The sequence below is a fragment of the Flavimobilis sp. BM9 genome (assembly GCF_058313055.1).
Window position 1 is genome coordinate 313,802 of the sequence record NZ_JBZEMO010000002.1, and the last position, 19,073, is coordinate 332,874.

Genomic DNA, 19,073 nt, shown 5'->3' on the forward strand with positions numbered 1-19,073 from the left:
AGATACTGGAGCACGTGCCTGAATCAGCCTCCCCCTCTGTCGACGACGTGCCCGCGGGCGTGAACCCGGACGAGCTCGCGCGCGCTCTCGAGATCCTCGAGGCCGCGAACGCCCTGCCGCCCGAGCACCCGGACAAGGTGGCGCTGCAGCGCGCGACGGCGAAGCTCTACAAGACGGTGAAGAAGCAGCGCCGCGACGAGGCGAAGTCGGCGATCCAGGAGGCGGACCGCGCGGTCATCGAGTCGACGGCGACGGGCGCTCCGACGCGGATCGACGACGAGACGGCTGGCGTCGACATCCGGCCCGGCACGGCGACCGGCCCGTTCGCGGGTCGGCTGTCGAAGCCGCAGGGCTGCTACGTGTGCAAGGAGCCGTACCAGGACATCGACGTCTTCTACCACCAGCTCTGCCCGCGCTGCGCTGCGGAGAACCGCGCGAAGCGGGACGCCCGGACGGACCTGACGGGCAAGCGCGCCCTGCTCACGGGGGGCCGCGCGAAGATCGGCATGTACATCGCGCTGCGCCTCCTGCGCGACGGCGCGCACACGACGATCACGACGCGCTTCCCCAACGACGCGATCCGTCGCTTCACGGCGATGGAGGACTCGGCGGACTGGATCCACAACCTCAAGATCGTCGGCATCGACCTGCGCGACCCGGCGCAGGTCATGGCGCTTGCCGACGACGTCGCCGCGGAGGGTCCGCTCGACATCCTCATCAACAACGCGGCGCAGACCGTGCGTCGCTCGCCCGGCGCGTACGCGCCGCTCGCGAAGGCCGAGGACGCGCCGCTGCCATCGGGCTTCCTGCCGCCCGTGACGACCTACGGTCGATCGCACGACGCGCACCCGGCAGCGCTCGAGGCGTCGGTGCGCGCGGGTGGGCGCGACGAGGGCAAGCCCGTGTCGACCGTCGTCGACGAGTCCGTCACGGCCCCGGGCCTGCTCACCGAGCTGGCGCTGCGTGCCGGCTCGTCGTCGCTCGAGCGTGTCGCGACCGGCACGGCGATCGACGCGGGCGGGCTCGTACCCGACCTGGTCTCGCAGAACTCGTGGGTCGACAAGGTGCAGGACGTCGACCCGCTCGAGATGCTCGAGGTGCAGCTCTGCAACGAGACCGCGCCGTTCATCCTCATCTCGCGGCTGCGCGCTGCACTCGCCGCGTCGCCGGCCCGCCGCAAGTACATCGTCAACGTCTCGGCGATGGAGGGGCAGTTCAACCGCGGCTACAAGGGCCCCGGCCACCCGCACACGAACATGGCGAAGGCCGCCGTGAACATGCTCACGCGCACGAGCTCGCGCGAGATGTTCGAGAGCGACCGCATCCTCATGACGAGCGTCGACACGGGCTGGATCACGGACGAGCGTCCGCACACGACGAAGGCGCGGCTCCACGAGGAGGGCTTCCACGCTCCCCTCGACCTGGTCGACGGCGCCGCGCGCGTCTACGACCCGATCGTGCGCGGCGAGGCCGGCGAGGACGTGTTCGGCGCGTTCCTGAAGGACTACCGCCCGTCGGCGTGGTGACGCACCACCCCCTCCTCCATGTCGGTGTGCGGTGCGAGAATGGCACCGGACCCGTTGCCCAGCCCGAAGGAACCGAGATGTCTACGATCACCACGCTCGACGTCACCGGCATGACCTGCGGACACTGCGTCTCCGCCGTCACGCGTGAGCTCGAGGCCGTGCCCAGCGTGAAGAACGTCAGCGTGGACCTGAACGTTGGCGAGGCGTCGACCGTCACCGTGGTGTCGGACGCCCCGCTCCCTGAGGACGCGCTGCGCGAGGCGATCGACGAGGCGGGCTACGAGCTCGCAGGCATCGCGACGCACAGCCCTGAGCAGGAGTTCAGCCACCTCGCGGACACGCGCGAGCGCGTCTACGCGGGCACCGGCATGATCGGCTCGGGCTCGGCCGTCGCCGTCGGGCCGGTCGGCATCTCGCTCACCTCCCGCGAGGACGCGGACGCTGCGATCCTCGCCGACGCCGAGGCGCCGCAGGCCGGCGGCTGCGGCTGCGGCGGGTGCGGCTGCGGCTCCTGAGCACGCCGTCGAGCGTCGTGCGCTGCGCGTACCACGCGGCCGGCGTGTGCCGGTCCTGCACCCACCTGGGTGAGCCGTACCTCGATCAGCTCGCTGCGAAGGACGCGCACGCGCGCACCCTGCTGAGCAAGGTCCCGAGCGCCTCGGACGCGGTCTGGCACGAGCCTGTCGCGAGCCCCGAGCAGGGGTTCCGCAACAAGGCGAAGATGGTCGTCGCCGGGACCGTCGAGGCCCCGACGCTCGGGATCCTCGACGAGGCCGGTCGCGGCGTCGACCTGCAGGGCTGCGGCCTGCACGAGGAACCTCTGCGGGCCGCGCTGCCTGCGGTCGCCGCCGCGATCACCACTGCGCGCCTGACCCCGTACGACGTCCCGTCGCGGCGCGGTGAGCTCAAGCACGTGCTGCTCACCCTCTCGCCCGACGGCGAGCTCATGGCGCGCTTCGTGCTGCGCTCGACCGAGGCGGTGCCCCGCCTTCGCAAGCACCTGCCCGCGCTCGTGGCGGCGCTCCCGGGACTCCGGGTCGTCACCGCGAACATCCAGCCGGAGCACAAGGCGGTCCTCGAGGGCCCCGAGGAGATCGTGCTGACGCCCGAGGACTCGCTGCGCATGCGCGTCGGGACCCTCGACCTGCACCTGCGGCCGCAGTCGTTCTTCCAGACGAACACCGCGATCGCGCAGGCCCTGTACGCGCAGGGGGCGGCCTGGGTCGACGCGTCCGCGCCCCGGTCCGTGTGGGACCTGTACTGCGGTGTCGGCGGCTTCGCGCTGCACGTCGCCGCACCCGGGCGCGACGTGCTCGGTATCGAGCTGAGCGCCGAGGCGATCGGGTCGGCGCGCCGGACAGCCGCCGAGGCCGGCCTCGGCGTGCGCTTCGAGGTGGGTGACGCGACAGCGTTCGCGCTCGGCGCGGACGCCGCCCCGGACCTCGTGATCGTCAACCCGCCGCGGCGCGGCATCGGCGCCGACGTCGCGAGCTGGCTCGAGCGTTCAGGTGTGCGCGACGTCGTCTACTCGTCGTGCAACGCCGTGTCCCTCGCGCGGGACCTCGCAGCCATGCCGCACCTGCGCGTCGCCGAGGCGCGGGTGCTCGACATGTTCCCGCAGACGGCCCACTACGAGGTCATCACCCGGCTGACGCGCGCCTGAGCAGCTGACCCCGGCGCGCCGACCGTCGGAGAGACGGCCGGCGCACGCAGGCTCGTCAGTCGCGGTCAGCCAGGTGCACCTCGAGCACCTTGATGCGACGCGCCTCGACCTCGGCGACGCGCAGCTCGTCCTCGCCCACGTGCACGACGTCGCCCACCTCGGCCAGCCGCCCGAGCCGGTCGATCACGTAGCCCGCGGCCGTCTCGTACGGGCCGTCGACGAGCGTGATGCCCGTCTGCTCCTCGAACTCCTCGATCGTGAGCCCCGCGTCGACGGTGAACACGCCGTCGACCGCGCTCTCGAACGCCGGCTCGTCCGTGTCGTACTCGTCCCGGATGTCGCCGATGAGCTCCTCGACCATGTCCTCGAGCGTGACGATGCCGTCCGTGCCGCCGTACTCGTCGACCACGACCGCGATGTGCACCCGCTCGGCGCGCATGCGCGACATCGACGGCAGCAGCCGGTTCGTCGAGGGGAGCAGCAGGATCTCGCGCGTGAGGTCGCGCACGAGCAGCTCCCTGTCCGCTGCCAGCAGGTCGCGCACGTGCAGGAACCCGAGGACGTCGTCGAAGCTGTCGTCGATCACCGGGTAGCGCGAGTACGGCGCGTCCGCCACGACGTCGAGCGCCTGGGCGACCGTCAGGTCCGCCTCCATGAACGCGACCTCACCGCGCGGGCGCATGACCTCGCTCAGCGAGCGGTCACCTGCAGCGAAGACATCGTCGAGGATGCGCCGCTCCATGTCCTCGAGGCCGCCGTGGCCCGCGACGATCCCGCGGAGCTCCTCCTCGCTCATCTCCTCGTTGCGCGCCGTCGGGTCGCCGCCCAGAAGCTTGACGACGACGTCGGTCGAGCGGGACAGCGTCCACACCGCCGGGCGCATGAGCCGCGCGAACCGGTCGAGGGGTGGCGCGACGAGGGTCGCGAACTGCTCCGTGCGCTGCAGCGCGATGCGCTTGGGCACGAGCTCGCCCAGGACGAGCGAGAGGTACGCGATGACGAGCGTGAGCGCGATGAGCGCCGTCGTCTCCGCTGCTCCCTTGGACAGCCCTGCGCTCACGAAGAGCGGGGCGACGTCAGGCGCGAGCGTCGAGGCGCCGAAAGCCGCCGAGAAGAACCCGGCGACGGTCACGCCGATCTGCACCGCGGAGAGGAACCTGTTCGGGTCACGCGCCAGCTGCGCCGTGCGGGCCTTGCGCCCGCCCTCCTTGGCCATGCGGTCCACCTGGGACTCGCGCAGCGAGACGAGAGCCATCTCCGTGCCGGCGAAGACGCCGCCGACGAGGATGAACACCAGGACGAGGCCGGCAGAGACAAGAGTGTCCTGGTCCATCAGACCCACCCCCGCCGGCATTCGCTGGGGAGCAGGTCGTCGGTACTACAGCTGTCATCCATGTGAACTAGTACAAAGAACGACCCGCGCCCTCGTCAAACTGGACGGCTCACGCGTCCGCGCCGCGGAAGCGCGCCCCCACGTGCTGCCGCAGCGCCTCGACGATCCTCACGTCTCCCGGCAACCACGGGACCGAGTCCCACTCCTCGGGAGCGAGCCAGCGCACCAGGTCGTGCTCGACGAGAGGTTCAGGCGCGCCCTCGCAGACCTGCGCGAACCACAGCCGCATGACGTGGCGGTCCGTGATGATCCAGGCGCCATCGTCAGGTCCGACGACCTCGCTGCCGAGCTCGACCTTCACGCCGAGCTCCTCGCAGAGCTCTCGGTGCAGCGCCTCCTCGGGCGTCTCGCCCGGGTCGACCTTCCCACCGGGAAACTCCCACATGCCCACGAGGTGCTCGGGCCGGGAGCGCCGCGCCCCGAGCAACATCGACGGCGCAGACAGGTCGTCCACGATCGCTGCGGCCACCACGAGCTTGCGGTTCATGCCCCTATCTTGCCAGGACCTCCCCAGAGATCCCATGACTTGCGGCGGGGGTCAGCGCAGGTCGAGGCCCTTCGCCGCCCGCACGGCCTCCGCGCGCGAGCTGATCCCGAGCTTCCGGTACACGCTGCGCACCTGCGACTTCACCGTGTTGCGCGTGACGTACAGCTCGCGCGCGATCTCCTCGAGAGTCACTTCCTCGTCCAGCCGCGCCAGCACCACACGCTCACGCCTCGTCAGCGTCGGCCGGGTCATGGTGTCCATCAGGGTCATGTCACTGTCCTCACTCTCACGCGCACCGGCCCCCCCGGGCGGTTGCTCTTCGTCGTGCGCGTTGCTGCTCACACGTCATGAGAGGGCGATGCCCGCAGACCATGACGCAACTCTGAGGAACTTCTTTCTGACCACGTGATACATCTGGGCTGTTCACCCGGCAGACGGCGGGCGGCGTGCCACGCACGACGCCGCGACGCCCCCCGCTAGGGTCGGCGGGAGCATCACATCGACACCAGCAGGGGAACTCATGACCACACCGGCACCGCCTCCGCCCACCGACGGACCCGACCCGCGCGACCTCGCCGTCTGCACGTCCGGGCTCCGCAAGACCTACGCGTCCCTGCGGGGACGCTCCACCGCCGTCTCCGGCCTGGACCTTCGCGTCCCGTACGGCGGCGTGCACGGGTTCCTCGGCCCCAACGGCTCCGGCAAGACGACGTCCATCCGGATGCTCCTCGGCCTCGCCAGGGCAGACTCCGGCACGATGCACCTCTTCGGGCAGCAGGTGCCCAAGGCCCTGCCCGACGTCATCGGGCGCGTCGGCGCGATCGTCGAGTCGCCCAAGTTCTTCCCGAACTTCTCGGCCCGCCGCAACCTCGAGCTCCTCGCGACCGCGATCGGCGCTCCCGACCGCGCCGTCGACCAGGTGCTCACGGACGTGGGCCTCCACGACCGGGCGAAGAGCAAGTACCGCACCTATTCCCTCGGCATGAAGCAGCGCCTCGCGATCGCCGCGACCCTGCTCAAGGACCCGGACCTGCTGATCTTCGACGAGCCCACCAACGGCCTCGACCCGGCGGGCATCCACGAGATCCGCCAGACGATGCGCCAGCTCGCGGAGAACGGCAAGACGGTCCTCGTGTCGAGCCACATCCTCGCGGAGGTCGAGCAGGTCGCCGACACCGTGTCGATCATCGGCCGCGGCCGCCTCCTCGCCGAGGGACGCGTCGCCGACATCATCAGCGCCGCCGGCGGCTCGTCCGTCCGCGTCGCCGTCCGCTCGGAGGACCATGCTGCTGCCGTGCGCGTCCTGCGGGAGGCCGGGCTCGACCTGACCGACGACGCGAGCCACGTGGTCGTCCGCGGCGTCGACGACGCAGCGGAGATCGCGCGCAGGCTCGGTCACCACGACCTGTGGGTCAACGAGCTCGTCACCGTGAAGGCTGGCCTCGAGCAGGTGTTCCTCGAGCTCACCGCAGGCGAGGGACCAGGGACGACGGCGGGCGCCGGCGCGCTTGCCGCCCCCCGTCCGCAGCACGCAGGCCCCGGCACCGACAGGGTGCCGCCCGCAGCACCGGAGAGCCCCTACGCCCCGAGAGCCACGGACACCGAGGGAGGCGCGCGATGATCCGCCTCGTACGCGCCGAGCTCAGCCGGTCCCGCTCCCGTCTTCTCGTCTGGATCGCGCTCGTCGCGACGCTCGCGGTGACGGCGATGGTCGCGCTGAGCGTCTACTCCTCGACTGTCCCCCCGAGCGAGACCGAGCTCGCGCAGCAGACGCAGTTCTTCGAGGAGAACCTCAAGGACTGGGAGCTGAACCACGTCCAGCAGTACCAGGACTGCCTCACGTCGCAGGCAGACGATCGTGAGGCCATGAACGACCCCACGATCGACTATGGGTGCGAGAACCTCAAGAAGGCACCGACCCTCGACGACTGGCTCTACACGCAGACGGCGAGCGACGTCGCTCCGTACACGTACAGCGGCTTCCTGCAGGTGCTCCTCGGCGGCGCGTTCGTCATCGGCGCGAGCCTGCTCGCCGCCGAGATCGCCACGGGAAACCTTGGGCTCTGGCTCACGTTCGCGCCGAGACGTGGCGCGGTCCTCGCGGCGAAGCTCGTCGCGGTCGCGGTCACGTCGCTCCTGTACGCGATCGTGGGCGCTGCAGCCGGGATCGCGGGCATCGCGGGCGCCGCTGCCATCAACGGCGCGCTCGACCTGACCTCTCAGCAGTGGGAGGACCTCACGCTCATGGCGGTGCGGGCGATCCTCCTGGCCGTCGCGACCGGCGTGGTCGGCGCGACGCTCGGGGTGCTGCTGCGGCACACGGCGGCCGCCCTGGGGGCCGCCTTCGGCTACCTCCTCGTGTTCGAGGCCATGTTCGGGATGGGTGCGGGCAAGATCCAGCAGTGGCTCCTGCTGAACAACGTGACGGCCGTGATCGAGGGTCGCAAGGAGCTGTACTGGACGGAGTGCAAGGCCGACCCCACCACTGGTGTCGAGGTGTGCACCGAGATGAGCAAGGTGCTCACACAGGCGGACAGCGCGCTGTACCTGGGCGTGCTGGCTGCACTGCTCGTCCTGGCGTCGTGGCTCGTGTTCCGTCGCCGTGACGTCGGCTGACGGGCTGACCCGCCTACGTCCGCTCCGCCTGCTGCGCGCCGAGCTCGGGCGTGCCCGCTCGCGCCTCCTGGTCCGGTGGGTCGCTGTCGCGCTCCTCGGGCTGGCCGCCATGTTCGTCGCGGAGTCGTACTCGCTGACGGCTCCGCCGAGCGCGTCGGAGCGCGCAGAGCTCGACGCGCTCTACGCGAGCGACCTCGCCTGGTGGGAGGAGACCCACGAGGAGAGCTATGCGAAGTGTCTCGAGGCCGAGGACGAGGCGCGCGCCGCCGACCCGGAGCTCGAGTTCTCGTGCGAGTGGTTCCTCGAGCCGCCCGTGCGGGAGGAATGGGCCGAGTCGACCATCGAGCTCAGCGACCTCGTCCCCGCTCATCTGAGCCGGCTGGCCCTGGTGGTCGCGGCGGGCACGTTCCTCGTCGGTGCCAGCCTCGTCGGTGCTGAGGGAGCCACGGGCGGCCTCGCGATGCTGCTGACGATCGAACCACGTCGCACCCGCGTGCTCGTCGCCAAGCTGGCGAGCGCGGCGCTGACATCGCTCGCACTCGCTGTGTCGGCTCTCGGGGCTCTCGTGTGCGCCGAGATCGCGGTGGCCGTCGCTCATGGCACGTTCGATGCGTCTGCCGAGCTCTGGAAAGAGCTCGGCTCTGTCGCCGCGCGCGGCACGGCGCTCGCCGTCGCGTCCGGTGTCGTGGCGGCCTCGCTCGGCGCGGCGCTGCGCAGCACCACCGGCGTGCTCGGCGTCCTCCTCGGCTACCTGGTGGGAGTCGAGGCGGTCGTGTGGGGCATGTTCCCGTCGCTGCAGCCGTGGGTCGTGCGACCCAACGTCGCGGCGCTCGTGAACGGCGGTGCGGAGGTTTCGTGGACCAGGTGCGGTGCCAGCCCGGTCGACGGCTCCCGTCGGTGCATCGAGGTCGTCTACGACATCACGACGAGCGCGGGGGCGACGTACGTGATCGGCATGGCCGTCGTCGTCGTGCTCGTGGTGTGGCTCGTGTTCCGCAGGCGCGACGTCAGCTGACGCCCGGCCGGGTCGTCGCCTGCCAGGCGAAGATCCGGTCCACGGCCTCGCCGATGACCGCGGGGTCCTGCGCGAACGACAGGCGCACCCAGCGGGCGCCGTCGACCTCGTCGAAGTCGGTCCCGGGCGTGAGCGCGACGCCGGCCTCGTCGAGCAGGCGTGCGCACCACGTCACCGAGTCGAGGCCTGAGCGAGAGATGTCGGCGTACAGGTAGAACGCCCCGTCCGCGGGCGCGACCTGGGTCCAGCCCAGCTCGTCGAGACGCGCGAGCAGGAGCGCCCGCGACGCCGCGTAGCGTGCCACGTTCTCCTGCGCTGCGGCGTAGCCCGCCTCGGAGAACGCCGCGACCGCCGCACCTTGCGCGAGGGCGGGCGGGCACAGCGCGACGTTGCCCGCGAGCGCGTCGACGGGCGCGACGAGGTCGTCGGGCAGGACGAGCCACCCGAGGCGCCAGCCTGTCATCGCCCAGTACTTCGAGAACGACGAGACGACGACGGCGCCACCCTCGACGTGGTGCACGGCGCTCGCGCCAGGCCAGCGCGCGTCGTCGTACACGATGCCGTGGTAGATCTCGTCGCTGATCAGGCGCACGCCGTGCGACGTGCACCAGGAGGCGATCTGGGCGAGCGCGACGGCGTCGACCATCGTGCCCGTCGGGTTGGCGGGGCTCGCGAGGACGAGGCCCTCGAGCGGCGCCGCGGCGTGCGCGGCGTCGAGCTGCGCTACCGTCGGCACGTACCCCTCGGCGGGGCCGCAGCCGATCTCGACGACGTCGCAGCCGAGCGACGCGAGGATGTTCCGGTAGGCGGGGTAGCCGGGGCGGACGAGCGCGACGCGGTCGCCGACGTCGAACGCGGCGAGGAACGCGAGCATGAACCCGCCAGACGACCCGGTCGTCACGGCGACGCGCGACGGGTCGACGTCTGTCCCGTACCAGCGGCCGTAGTGCGCGGCGATCGCGCGGCGCAGGGCGGGCGAGCCCATCGCCTCGGTGTAGCCGAGGCTGCCCGTCGCGAGGATCTCCTGGGCGAGGTCGCGCACCGCGTCGGACGCGCCCGTCGTCGGCTCGCCGACACACAGGTTGATGATCGACTGACCGGCGGCGCGGCGGGCGTTGGCCGCGGCGACGATCTCCATGACGGCGAAGGCGGGGACGGCGGCCCGGCGAGCGATCTTCATGCGTCCATCCTGCCTCGCGCGGCCGATCGCTCGCCCCCACGCACGAGGCGCGCATCCACGGCGTACGTCGCTAGCCCCGTCCCGCCTGTCATCGAGCCTGTCGGGCGAGCCCGGTGCGGATCTCCGCCATGAGACCGTCGACCGCTGCCTCGACCTCGTCGAGACAGAGCTCGAAGTCCTCGGGCCCGCCGTACCAGGGGTCGGCGACGTCCAGGTCGCTGTCACGCCGGGGAGCTGGCGCGGCCGGGTCGAACGAGCGGAACATGTGCACGCCGTCGGCGGCGTCGGGTGCAAGACGGCGCAGGGTCGCGGCATGGTGCGCCGTCATCGCGAGGACGAGGTCCCGCTCACCGATCTCGTCGGGCCGCACGCGACGCGCGCGGTGCGCGTCGACGTCGTCCCCCGCATAGCCACGGCGCGCGAGCGCCGTGCGGGCGCGTCGATCGATCGGGTTGCCGTGCTCCTCCGAGCTGATGCCGGTCGAGTCGACGACGACGCGGTCGTCCAGGCCGTGCTCGCGCAGCCGCGCGCGCAGCACGATCTCCGCCATGGGGGACCGGCAGATGTTGCCCGTGCAGACCATCATCACGCGCAGCGGGCCGACCCGGGTGAGCGCTGGGCCGTCGGTCGAGAAGGGGTTCGCGCTGGTCATGGGCACCATCCTCGCCCATCGAAGAAAAAGCCGTGCGAGGCCTCCGGGGCAGGCGTAGCGTCGCTCGCACGTAGGGAAAGGAGGTGGTCCACGAGATGAAGTACTCCAGGACTCTCGAGGTGGTCGCCGGCTGACTGCCGGCCCGACCGGACGGTCCGCCAATCCCAGGCGGCCACCGGGACCCGTGGGGGTGCGGACCAGTCCACCGCACCGGCGCAGAGCGCGCGACCCACGGGTCCTCTCACGTCTTCACACGGACGTCGCCGCGCTTTTGCCCGCGCGACGTCGGGGCACCGCTCGCAGGTCGGTTCCTTGTCAGAGGGCGCCGATACGTTAGCGCTATGACTCAGATCACAGCCTCCATGGTCACGTTCGACTGTTCCGACGCCGTCGCGCTCGCTCGCTGGTGGGCGGGGGTCACCGCCGGCACGATCGAGAACGAGGACGAGTGGTTCACGGTCGTCTCGTACGGCGACGCGAGCCCGAACCTCGGCTTCCAGAAGGTCCCGGACCCGACGCCCGGCAAGAACCGCGTGCACCTCGACTTCCACGTCGAGGACCGCGAGACGGAGGTCGCGCGCTTCATCGAGGCGGGCGCAACTCTCGTCGGTGTCCGCGAGGAGGGCGGATTCACGTGGACCACGCTCGCCGACCCGGACGGGAACCAGTTCTGCCTCGCCTGACCGTGGGGCTTTCCACCGATAAATGAGTGGCCCGGGCTCGACGGGCCGCGACAGACTCGGGGAGTCCTCGAGAACGAGGACTCCCCCCATCTACCAGGAGAGATACGTCATGTCCGTATTCCGCAGCGGGCGCTCGCTCAGGGCTCCCGTCACCTCGGTCACCCAGCGCTACAGGCGCGCGGCCGTGCCGGACGGCGACCCGATGTCGCACGACCAGCGCACCGCGGTCGACATCTACCAGGCGAACCGCCCGATGCCGAACCTGATCATCCGATGAGGCGCACCACCACCCACACCCACCTTTGAAGGGGCCGACACACCGTCGGCCCCTTCGTCGTTCCCGGACCACTCAGACGAGCTCGAGCCCACGCGCCTCTTCGACGAGCGCCTCGAGGAGCGCCTCGACCGCGGCACCCGGCTCGTGCCGGCTCTTGCGGTGCCGGGCGACGATGCGGCGGCTGCCGAGCCCAGGGAGCGACACGACCTCGACCCCCTCAGGGATGCCGGACTGCAGCGCGAGCGCAGGCAGCAGCGCGGGGCCGTCGCCTGCGGCGACGAGCGTGAGCGCGATGTCGAAGTCGAAGAACGTGTGCCGCATCTGCAGCTCGACGCCGAGCGCCTGCGCGACTCGCCCGAGGGCGCGCGCGGCCGCAGTCGACGGGTCGGGGGCGACCCAGCGCACGTCGGCGAGGTCGTGGAGCGACGTCGGCGTCGGGAACGACGACGGGATGACGAGCCGCCACGGCTCGTCGAGGATCGGAATCTCACGCTGGCCGCGCGGGATGTTCGGCGCGGTGTCCTCGTCGCGCTCGTGCAGGACGACGTCGACCTCGCCCGCGCGCAGCGCGCGCAGCGCCTCCGCGTACTCCATCTCGCGGACGTGCGGCTCGACGCCGGGAGCGGACTCGCGCAACTTGAGGATCGCCGGGACGAGCGCCGCGATCGTGACCGTCTGGAAGGACGCGACCGTGACCGTCCCGCTCGCCCCGTCGCCCGCCGCGGCGAGACGCTTGCGGGCCGTGACGAGCTCCGCCTCGATGTGCTCGGCCGCCTCAGCGAGGATGCGGCCCGCCTGCGTCAGGGTGACGCCGCGCGGCCCGCGATCGAGCACGGTGACACGCTCCTCGGCCTCAAGCCGGGCAATCTGCTGAGACACCGCAGAAGGGGTCACATGCAGCAGGTCTGCGGCCGCCAGGACGCCTCCAGCCCTGTGCACGGCCAAGAGGAAGGCAAGTCTCTTCGGGTCCGCGGTCATGTAGCAACACTACACTGGGGATCAAAGAAGATTCAATTGTGCTTAAGCAGATTCGCGGTCAAGATAGAGGTGTTCCTCCACCGGGACGACAGAGATAAGGAGCAGAGAGATGACCGCCGCACAGCACTCCATCGCCAAGGCCGCACGTTGGTTCAAGCGTCGGGCCACGGCCACGTCGTGGGTCCACGGAGAGCACCTGCGGATCAGCCCGGCCATCACGATGCACCAGGAGCCGTTCACCGGGATGAACGTGCGCTGACGCGCACATTCACAGGGCCGCGGGACCCCCGCCCGCGCCGCCCACGAGAGCCGCGACCACATGGTCGCGGCTTTTTCGTACCCCGGCGCCTCTGACTCGCACCCCGCCCTTTCCGTGGGAGGCCCACCCTCACGAGGTAGGGGTCTCCACGGGAGACAGGCCCGCGCAAGGCCCTACCTCGCGCGCGAAGCCCTACCTCGCGCAGGAAGCCCTACTTCGGGCACCGCGAGTCAGGCGAGGCCCAGGATCTCCTCGATCGGGCCCGTCATGAGGTCGGCGCCCTTGATCCGCGCAGTCTCCTCGCTGCCGAGGACGACGCGCTTCCCGTCAGGCCGCTGCAGCTGCGACGCCCCACCCGTCGGCCCGAGGGGAACCACGATCTGCTCGCGCGCTGCCGTATAGGTCACGGTCGGGTTCTCACCGGCGATGAGCGAGCGGATGTTGGCCGCCGCCACGCGCGCGTGAGCGATGGCTGCCTGCGCGCGCTTGGACTCGGGGACGTCCGTGACGTCACCGACCGCGAACACGGTCTCGAACCCCTCGACCTGCATCGTGGGCTGGACGGCGAGGCGGCCGTCGCCACGGCGCACGTTCGCGAACGCGGCGTCGAGGTAGTCGGACTCCTGCTGGTTGCCGAAGCACCGGAACCACATCTGCGCGTCGATGCGCTGCCCGTCGGTCGTGTGGACGGTGAAGTCGTGCAGCGTTCCGACGTCGCCGGACGGCCAGTAGGCGAGCTGGCGCCCGAGGATGAAGTGCACGCCCGCGGCCTCGAGCTGCTCGTGGAGCGCGGTCCGGAACTCGGGCAGGTAGTCGGGGCTCGGGAGGATGTCGAACTCTCGCTCGACCATCGTGATGTTGAGGTGCGGGAACGCGTGCAGCAGCTCGCCGGCGAGCTCGACACCCACGGGCCCGCCGCCGACGAGAAGGACGTCGCGCGTCACCGCGAGCGCCTCCCGCAGCCGCGCGAGACGCGAGCGCGCGACCCAGGCCTGCTGCTCGATGTACTTGGCGGGGAACGGGTACGTGGTGCCGGTCGCGAGGACGAGGTAGTCGGCGTCGAGCGTGGAGACGGGCGAGAGGCGCACCTGCGTCGGCGTGACGAGGCGCGCGGTGTCGTGGATGACGCGGCCACGCTCGAGCAGCTTGTCGTAGGAGTGGAAGACCTTGTCCTCCCACGCCTCGTCGACGGTGGCGCGCAGCGTCGCGACCGCGTGGACGAAGTGGTCCTTCGGCTCGACGACGGTGACATCGGCGACCGCGTCGAGCTCGCGTGCGACGGTGGCGCCGGCATAGCCTCCGCCGACGACGACGACGCGAGGCTCGCGGGGGGCGTCGGCCGGTGCGGACTGGGTGGCAGGTGCGAGCTCGGACATCTCAGACGACCTTTACGAGCAGAAGGACGGTCAACGTCGCCGAGACGAGGATCTCGCCGACCCCGACCTGCTTGGGCGTCGCACCGGTCCGAGGCACGGCCAGCGCGCGGAGCAGCAGGATCACGTTGAGAGCGACCAGCAGCCCTAGGTCGAGCGTAGCGACCTGGGAGCCTGTTGCGCCCGGGACCATCCGTCCCGTGATCGCGGCAGCCGCGAGCGGCAGGGGGACCATCGCTGCGTGGTAGGCGCGCGACAGCGTGAGGTACGTGCGGTTGCCGCGTTCCCTGATGATCGTCTTGACGTAGAACGCGGTGCCGACGAAGTACGCGAGGACGAGGACGGTCGCGATACACACGGCGGGCCAACCGTCCGCCGGGCCGTGTCCGGCGTCGTACGCGACGGGCAGCATGAGGCACGCGGCCGTGACGGAGACGGCGTCGTTGAGCAGGGAGCGGTCCTTCCGGCGGTGGGAGCACCACAGCGAGACGAGGAGCAGCGGCAGGAAGACGGGAACCCAGCGCAGGAGCCGCGGCTCGGCGAGCGCGACGACGGCGCCTAGCGGTGCGCTCGCGAGGACGTAGGCGCGCACGGGCGGGAAGTAGCGGGCCTTGCGACGCGAACGGAGCCACTGGCCGGTCGTGAAGAAGGCGAAGTATCCGACGAACCACAGGAGCGCGAGGGGGACGTGCACCCAGGCGCCACCGGAGGCTGCGACGCCGACGAGGAGCGGCACGACGAGCATCGCCCAGGCTCCGTGCTGGTCTGGGATCCAGCCGCGCGGAGGCTTCCGACGACGTCGCTTCGTCGCGCGTGGGGTCGTCACCGACATCATAACGACACCATCTCATGGAACGTCAGAATCTCTGCACGGCGTCGTGACGCAGCGGTCATGTCTCGTCGCTCACAACCCGGCAAAACATCCTATGATTCGCCCTCGTGACCCTCTAGCGTTGACACCAGATCCCCCACACCTTCCCGGAGCTGACCGTGTCCGCCGTGCTGGACCTCCTCGCACAGTCCCCCGTCCTGACCGTCTTCCTGGTCGTCGCGCTCGGCACCGCCCTCGGCACCGTGCCGTTCGGGCCTCTACGGTTCGGCGCCGCCGGCGCGCTCTTCGTCGGCCTCGCCGTGGGCGCAGCGGACCCCCGCCTCGGCGAAGGCCTCGGGCTCCTGTCCACCCTCGGCCTCGCGCTGTTCGTCTACTGCGTCGGCCTCGCCGCCGGCTCCACGTTCTTCCGCGACCTGCGCCGCCAGTGGCCTCTCATGGTCGTCACCGTCGTCGCGATCGTCGCCTCCGCCGGTGTCGCGAGCATCGCCGGCAAGGCCTTCGGCTTCGGCAGCGAGGTCGCCGCCGGGATGTTCACCGGAGCGCTCACCGCGACCCCCGCTCTCGCCGCCGCGACCGAGGCCGCCGGCAACAACAACCCCGCGGTCGGCTACTCGCTCGGCTACCCGGTCGGCGTGACCGTCGCGATCCTCGTCGTCGCCTCGACGGTGCGTCGCATGTGGGACGCCCGCCGTGACCCCGCCTCAGCCTCGGGCGCCGGCCTGTACGCGACGACCGTCGAGGTCGAGCGCCAGACCTGGCTCGGAGAGATCCCCGGCTTCGACGCGCAGGAGGTCCGCATGTCGTACCTCGCGCGCGGCGGCCGCACCCGCGTCGTCGCACCCGACGACGAGCTGCGCCCCGGCGACCAGGTCGTCGTCGTCGGCCCCGCCGACGCCGTCGCGCTCGCCGTCGAGCACCTCGGCCGCGAGGTCGAGATGCACCTCGCGGACGACCGCCGGTCCGTCGACTACCGCCGCGTCGTCGTCTCCAACCGCCGCATCGCCGGCCGCACCGTCGGCGACCTCGACCTGCCCGGCCGGTACGGCGGCGTCATCACGCGGGTCCGCCGCGGCGACGCCGACCTCCTCGCGAAGGACGACCTCGTCCTCGAGCTCGGCGACCGCGTCCTGCCCGTCGTGCCGCGCGACCGCCTCAAGGAGGTGCGCAAGCTCCTCGGCGACTCCGAGCGTCGCGTCTCCGAGATCGACGCCCTCACGATGGGCATCGGCATGGCCGTCGGCCTGCTCGCGGGGCTCGTGTCGATCCCGCTCCCCGGCGGCGTCGTCTTCTCCCTCGGGTCCGCTGCCGGCCCGCTCCTCGTCGGGATGATCCTCGGCGGGCTCGAGCGCACCGGTCCCGTCGTCTGGGGCATGCCCCACGCCGCCAACCTCACGATCCGGCAGCTCGGCCTCGTGCTGTTCCTGGCCGCCGTCGGCCTCTCCTCCGGCCAGGACTTCGCGGCGCGGGCGTTCTCGCTCGAGGGGCTCGCGGTCGGCGCGTCCGCAGCCGCCGTCGTCGCGGTCGCCGCCCTGGTCCTGTACGCCGGTGCGCACCGGCTCGGCATCAGCGCGCAACGCACGTCCGGAGCGTTCGCCGGGCTCCTCGGCCAGCCCGTCATCCTCGCCGACGCCAACTCCCGCATCATGGACGACCGCATCGACGCCGGGTACGCCGCCACCTTCGCCCTCGGCATCGTCGTGAAGATCCTCCTGGTCCAGATCCTCGTCGTGCTGTAGCGGCGCCACCAGCCACGACACACCCCGGACCGGTACGCTTCAGGCGACACTCGACGGAGTCCGGAGGCACCGTGACCGACAGGCTGACCATCGCGGCGATCGTCCCTTGCCACGACGAGGAGGTCGCGATCGGCAAGGTCGTCGACGACCTGCACGCGGCGGTACCGGGCATCGACGTCTATGTCTACGACAACCGCTCGACGGACCGCACCGCCGAGGTCGCAGCCGCGCACGGTGCGATCGTGCGGTGCGAGGACACCAAGGGCAAGGGCAACGTCGTGCGGCGCGCGTTCGCCGACATCGACGCCGACGTCTACCTCATGATCGACGGCGACGACACCTACGACGCGAGCGCCGCCCCGGAGCTGATCCGCACGCTCCTCGAGGGACCGTACGACCAGGTCCTCGGCTGCCGTGCTGACGACCCGGCGGCCTCGGCCCACCGTCCAGGCCACGCCCGCGGCAACGCCGCGTTCAACAAGGTCGTCGGGCTGCTCTTCGGCGCCAAGGTCACCGACATGTTCTCCGGGTACCGCGTCTTCTCACGTCGGTTCGTCAAGTCGTTCCCCGCGCTCTCGCGCGAGTTCGAGATCGAGACGGAGCTGACGATCCACTCGATGGCGCTGCGCGTCCCGCAGCGTGAGGTCGAGGTCGGGTTCAAGGAACGGCCCGAGGGCTCCGCCTCGAAGCTGCGCACGGTACGCGACGGGTTGAGGATCGTCTGGGCGCTCGCGCGCATGCTCGTCCACGAGCGCCCGTTCGCGATCTACGGCGGGGTCGCGGCCCTCCTTCTCGTGGCGTCCCTCGCGCTCGGCATCCCGGTCGTCTACGAGTTCACGCAGACGGGTCTCGTCGAGCGGTTCCCGACGGCGATCCTTGCGTCGAGCCTCGCGATCCTCAGCGTCCTCTCCGGGGCTGTGGGGCTGCTGCTCACGGGCGTGCTGCGGCTCCGTCGGGAGTCGATGCGTCTCGCCTATCTGCGCCTGCCGCCCGTGCCGACGTCGGCCGAGGAGCCCCTCGCCACCCGATGACGAGGGCGGCGACGAGGATCGCCGTCGCGGCTCCCAGGCTCCGGTGGGTGAAGAACGCGTGGATCTGGCTGTGGTTGCGCAGGAACTCGTACCAGACGACGACGAGCAGGGCAGGAGCGGCGAGTGCGGCGACAGTAGTCCAACCGCCCCGTGCCGCGACGCCCGCGCGCAGGTCCGCGCGCCGGAGCACCACGGTGACCACGAGAGCCACGACGATGACGACGGCGGCCCACAGGCCCACGGTCATCGCCCAGTAGCCGAGATTCTTGCCGAGCGAGCCGAGCGGCACGTCGCTGAGCTCGATGGCCGCCCCGGTGAAGGTCGTGTCGCCGTCGATCCGGAAGCGCGCCGTGCGAAGCACGTCGTCGACCACCCCGTCCACGCCGACGTATGCCGTCGCGTACGCCCAGCGCGATGCCCAGGAGACCCCGTATCCGGCGCACCACGCGACAGCGCCACCCGCGGCGGCGGTCAGCACGGTGCGGGCGGGGCTGGCGGTCCGTTGCCCTGCCGCCCACGCGGACCACGCGCGCAGACCCACGGCGAACACCGTGAGCGCCCACGACGTGCTGGGCACCGTGAGGAGGTCCACGAACACGAACGCCGACGCCGCCGCGGCAGCTGCGGGAACCACCCAGCGCCGCGGGACGAGCAGGACCAGGGCGGCGCCCGCGAGCGCGACGGACTCCGAGACGGCCATCGTGTAGGCGAGCGGCGTCGTCGTGACGTTCGACGTGAGCACGTACGTGCCGACGAGCGCTGCTGCTGCGAGGCCGCCAGCACGGCGCAGCACCCCGTGTGCGAGACCTGCGAGCGCGCCGACGAGCAGTATCGCGCTGCCCGTCTGAGCGGCGACGATGCCGCCGAGCGCAAGGAGGGGGCGCGAGACGATCGAGTAGCCCGACCAGTACCGGATGTAGCCGAACGCCTCGCCCCGGTCGGGATCAGCGAAGGGGCCGTCCGTGGCGAGGCTCCCGAAGTAGGCGCCGAGCTTCTCGCACTCGCCCGGCCCACGGGGCACCATCGTCATCCTGTCGACCAGGCTCGTGGTCGACGACGTCGGGAGGACGCCGCTCGTCGTGCTCAGGCACTGCGTGTACCCGTCGAGGCGCCCACCGAGCGGGTTGTCGGGGTAGACGTCAGCCAGGCGCCCTGCGGCAAGGTCGGCTGAGACGTGGCGGACGATCGGGGCGTCCGGGATCGCGTAGGTCGCCGCGAAGAGGCCGACGAACACGAGGTGCGCGCCGACGATCGCCACGAGCGTGCGCAGGCTGGCTCCTGCCAGCATGCGCCACGGGATCGGTCGGCGGGGGCCGTCGGTGGGCACGGGAGGCAGCTCCTCGGTCGTCGTGCGGGCCGGGGTCCCGGACCT

Annotated in this window: 20 protein-coding genes; 11 read left to right on the top strand and 9 right to left on the bottom strand. The window is 71.3% G+C overall.

All coding sequences use genetic code 11. The features are described from left to right. The first annotated feature begins 14 nt into the window (after positions 1-14). From AC4F3Q_RS05500 to rlmC, 3 genes are all read left to right on the top strand, one after another. Positions 15-1,526: an SDR family NAD(P)-dependent oxidoreductase gene (locus AC4F3Q_RS05500; RefSeq protein ID WP_491039088.1), complete on the top strand. Its 1,512-nt coding sequence runs from the start codon at positions 15-17 to the stop codon at positions 1,524-1,526. A 77-nt stretch (positions 1,527-1,603) separates the two neighbouring features. After that, positions 1,604-2,041 carry a heavy-metal-associated domain-containing protein gene (locus AC4F3Q_RS05505; RefSeq protein WP_491039089.1) on the top strand — a complete coding sequence of 146 codons (438 nt, stop codon included), beginning with the start codon at positions 1,604-1,606 and terminating at the stop codon, positions 2,039-2,041. Positions 2,042-2,058: 17 nt separating this feature from the next. After that, positions 2,059-3,189 (top strand): 23S rRNA (uracil(747)-C(5))-methyltransferase RlmC, encoded by a 1,131-nt coding sequence (gene rlmC, locus AC4F3Q_RS05510; protein WP_491039189.1) that lies wholly within the window; start codon positions 2,059-2,061, stop codon positions 3,187-3,189. A 55-nt stretch (positions 3,190-3,244) separates the two neighbouring features. Here rlmC and AC4F3Q_RS05515 read toward each other — a convergent pair whose 3' ends face one another. The 3 genes from AC4F3Q_RS05515 to AC4F3Q_RS05525 form a co-directional block, all read right to left on the bottom strand. Continuing rightward, positions 3,245-4,522, bottom strand: coding sequence for a hemolysin family protein (locus AC4F3Q_RS05515; RefSeq protein WP_491039090.1), 1,278 nt, complete (start codon positions 4,520-4,522; stop codon positions 3,245-3,247). A 109-nt stretch (positions 4,523-4,631) separates the two neighbouring features. Beyond that, positions 4,632-5,069, bottom strand: a complete 438-nt coding sequence (locus AC4F3Q_RS05520) for a (deoxy)nucleoside triphosphate pyrophosphohydrolase (RefSeq protein WP_491039091.1) — start codon at positions 5,067-5,069, stop codon at positions 4,632-4,634. Between the two features lie 51 nt (positions 5,070-5,120). Then, a complete protein-coding gene (locus AC4F3Q_RS05525) occupies positions 5,121-5,339 on the bottom strand; it encodes a helix-turn-helix domain-containing protein (protein ID WP_168446739.1) in 219 nt (72 codons plus the stop codon). A 250-nt stretch (positions 5,340-5,589) separates the two neighbouring features. On the opposite strand from AC4F3Q_RS05525, the gene AC4F3Q_RS05530 reads away from it, so the two are divergent. From AC4F3Q_RS05530 to AC4F3Q_RS05540, 3 genes are read left to right on the top strand one after another with little or no spacing between them, the layout of a single operon-like run. Continuing rightward, positions 5,590-6,690, top strand: coding sequence for an ATP-binding cassette domain-containing protein (locus AC4F3Q_RS05530; RefSeq protein ID WP_491039092.1), 1,101 nt, complete (start codon positions 5,590-5,592; stop codon positions 6,688-6,690). After that, entirely contained in the window at positions 6,687-7,685 is a 999-nt protein-coding gene (locus AC4F3Q_RS05535; RefSeq protein ID WP_491039093.1) for a DUF2705 family protein, read from the top strand. The genes AC4F3Q_RS05530 and AC4F3Q_RS05535 overlap by 4 nt, the downstream gene beginning before the upstream one ends. Next, positions 7,672-8,700, top strand: coding sequence for a hypothetical protein (locus AC4F3Q_RS05540; protein ID WP_491039094.1), 1,029 nt, complete (start codon positions 7,672-7,674; stop codon positions 8,698-8,700). Before AC4F3Q_RS05535 ends, AC4F3Q_RS05540 begins: the two co-directional genes overlap by 14 nt. Here AC4F3Q_RS05540 and AC4F3Q_RS05545 read toward each other — a convergent pair. Together AC4F3Q_RS05545 and AC4F3Q_RS05550 are read right to left on the bottom strand one after the other, a co-directional pair. Next, complete coding sequence (locus AC4F3Q_RS05545; RefSeq protein WP_491039095.1) at positions 8,693-9,880, bottom strand: pyridoxal phosphate-dependent aminotransferase; 1,188 nt, start codon at positions 9,878-9,880, stop codon at positions 8,693-8,695. The genes AC4F3Q_RS05540 and AC4F3Q_RS05545 overlap by 8 nt on opposite strands. Before the next feature lie 88 nt (positions 9,881-9,968). After that, positions 9,969-10,532, bottom strand: coding sequence for a low molecular weight protein-tyrosine-phosphatase (locus AC4F3Q_RS05550; protein WP_491039096.1), 564 nt, complete (start codon positions 10,530-10,532; stop codon positions 9,969-9,971). Positions 10,533-10,873: 341 nt separating this feature from the next. Here AC4F3Q_RS05550 and AC4F3Q_RS05555 point away from each other — a divergent pair, with 341 nt between their 5' ends. Further along, positions 10,874-11,215, top strand: a complete 342-nt coding sequence (locus AC4F3Q_RS05555) for a VOC family protein (RefSeq protein WP_491039097.1) — start codon at positions 10,874-10,876, stop codon at positions 11,213-11,215. Between the two features lie 109 nt (positions 11,216-11,324). After that, positions 11,325-11,492, top strand: a complete 168-nt coding sequence (locus AC4F3Q_RS05560; protein WP_168446746.1) for a hypothetical protein — start codon at positions 11,325-11,327, stop codon at positions 11,490-11,492. Positions 11,493-11,564: 72 nt separating this feature from the next. Here the strand turns inward: AC4F3Q_RS05560 and AC4F3Q_RS05565 are convergent, their stop codons facing one another. Further along, complete coding sequence (locus AC4F3Q_RS05565) at positions 11,565-12,470, bottom strand: LysR family transcriptional regulator (protein ID WP_168446747.1); 906 nt, start codon at positions 12,468-12,470, stop codon at positions 11,565-11,567. 109 nt (positions 12,471-12,579) lie between these two features. Here AC4F3Q_RS05565 and AC4F3Q_RS05570 point away from each other — a divergent pair, with 109 nt between their 5' ends. Further along, positions 12,580-12,729 carry a hypothetical protein gene (locus tag AC4F3Q_RS05570; protein WP_168446748.1) on the top strand — a complete coding sequence of 50 codons (150 nt, stop codon included), beginning with the start codon at positions 12,580-12,582 and terminating at the stop codon, positions 12,727-12,729. 230 nt (positions 12,730-12,959) lie between these two features. On the opposite strand, the gene AC4F3Q_RS05575 is transcribed toward AC4F3Q_RS05570, so the two are convergent. Next, positions 12,960-14,105 carry an FAD-dependent oxidoreductase gene (locus AC4F3Q_RS05575; RefSeq protein ID WP_491039098.1) on the bottom strand — a complete coding sequence of 382 codons (1,146 nt, stop codon included), beginning with the start codon at positions 14,103-14,105 and terminating at the stop codon, positions 12,960-12,962. 1 nt (position 14,106) lies between these two features. Beyond that, positions 14,107-14,928, bottom strand: coding sequence for a YwiC-like family protein (locus AC4F3Q_RS05580; RefSeq protein WP_491039099.1), 822 nt, complete (start codon positions 14,926-14,928; stop codon positions 14,107-14,109). Positions 14,929-15,092: 164 nt separating this feature from the next. On the opposite strand from AC4F3Q_RS05580, the gene AC4F3Q_RS05585 reads away from it, so the two are divergent. After that, positions 15,093-16,670 carry an aspartate:alanine exchanger family transporter gene (locus AC4F3Q_RS05585; RefSeq protein ID WP_491039100.1) on the top strand — a complete coding sequence of 526 codons (1,578 nt, stop codon included), beginning with the start codon at positions 15,093-15,095 and terminating at the stop codon, positions 16,668-16,670. Between the two features lie 71 nt (positions 16,671-16,741). Beyond that, the gene (locus AC4F3Q_RS05590) at positions 16,742-17,701 is read left to right on the top strand and encodes a glycosyltransferase family 2 protein (protein ID WP_491039101.1); all 960 of its coding nucleotides are present in this window, start codon (positions 16,742-16,744) and stop codon (positions 17,699-17,701) included. Here AC4F3Q_RS05590 and AC4F3Q_RS05595 read toward each other — a convergent pair. Continuing rightward, entirely contained in the window at positions 17,601-19,028 is a 1,428-nt protein-coding gene (locus tag AC4F3Q_RS05595) for a hypothetical protein (RefSeq protein WP_491039102.1), read from the bottom strand. The genes AC4F3Q_RS05590 and AC4F3Q_RS05595 overlap by 101 nt on opposite strands. Positions 19,029-19,073 lie beyond the last annotated feature (45 nt).

Bases quoted from the DNA above. Each gene is read 5' to 3' on its own strand.
- AC4F3Q_RS05505 (WP_491039089.1), top strand. From the start codon at position 1,604: ATGTCTACGATCACCACGCTCGACGTCACCGGCATGACCTGCGGACAC.
- AC4F3Q_RS05515 (WP_491039090.1), bottom strand. From the start codon at position 4,522: ATGGACCAGGACACTCTTGTCTCTGCCGGCCTCGTCCTGGTGTTCATC.
- AC4F3Q_RS05520 (WP_491039091.1), bottom strand. From the start codon at position 5,069: ATGAACCGCAAGCTCGTGGTGGCCGCAGCGATCGTGGACGACCTGTCT.
- AC4F3Q_RS05525 (WP_168446739.1), bottom strand. From the start codon at position 5,339: ATGACCCTGATGGACACCATGACCCGGCCGACGCTGACGAGGCGTGAG.
- AC4F3Q_RS05530 (WP_491039092.1), top strand. From the start codon at position 5,590: ATGACCACACCGGCACCGCCTCCGCCCACCGACGGACCCGACCCGCGC.
- AC4F3Q_RS05535 (WP_491039093.1), top strand. From the start codon at position 6,687: ATGATCCGCCTCGTACGCGCCGAGCTCAGCCGGTCCCGCTCCCGTCTT.
- AC4F3Q_RS05545 (WP_491039095.1), bottom strand. From the start codon at position 9,880: ATGAAGATCGCTCGCCGGGCCGCCGTCCCCGCCTTCGCCGTCATGGAG.
- AC4F3Q_RS05550 (WP_491039096.1), bottom strand. From the start codon at position 10,532: ATGACCAGCGCGAACCCCTTCTCGACCGACGGCCCAGCGCTCACCCGG.
- AC4F3Q_RS05555 (WP_491039097.1), top strand. From the start codon at position 10,874: ATGACTCAGATCACAGCCTCCATGGTCACGTTCGACTGTTCCGACGCC.
- AC4F3Q_RS05560 (WP_168446746.1), top strand. From the start codon at position 11,325: ATGTCCGTATTCCGCAGCGGGCGCTCGCTCAGGGCTCCCGTCACCTCG.
- AC4F3Q_RS05565 (WP_168446747.1), bottom strand. From the start codon at position 12,470: ATGACCGCGGACCCGAAGAGACTTGCCTTCCTCTTGGCCGTGCACAGG.
- AC4F3Q_RS05570 (WP_168446748.1), top strand. From the start codon at position 12,580: ATGACCGCCGCACAGCACTCCATCGCCAAGGCCGCACGTTGGTTCAAG.
- AC4F3Q_RS05575 (WP_491039098.1), bottom strand. From the start codon at position 14,105: ATGTCCGAGCTCGCACCTGCCACCCAGTCCGCACCGGCCGACGCCCCC.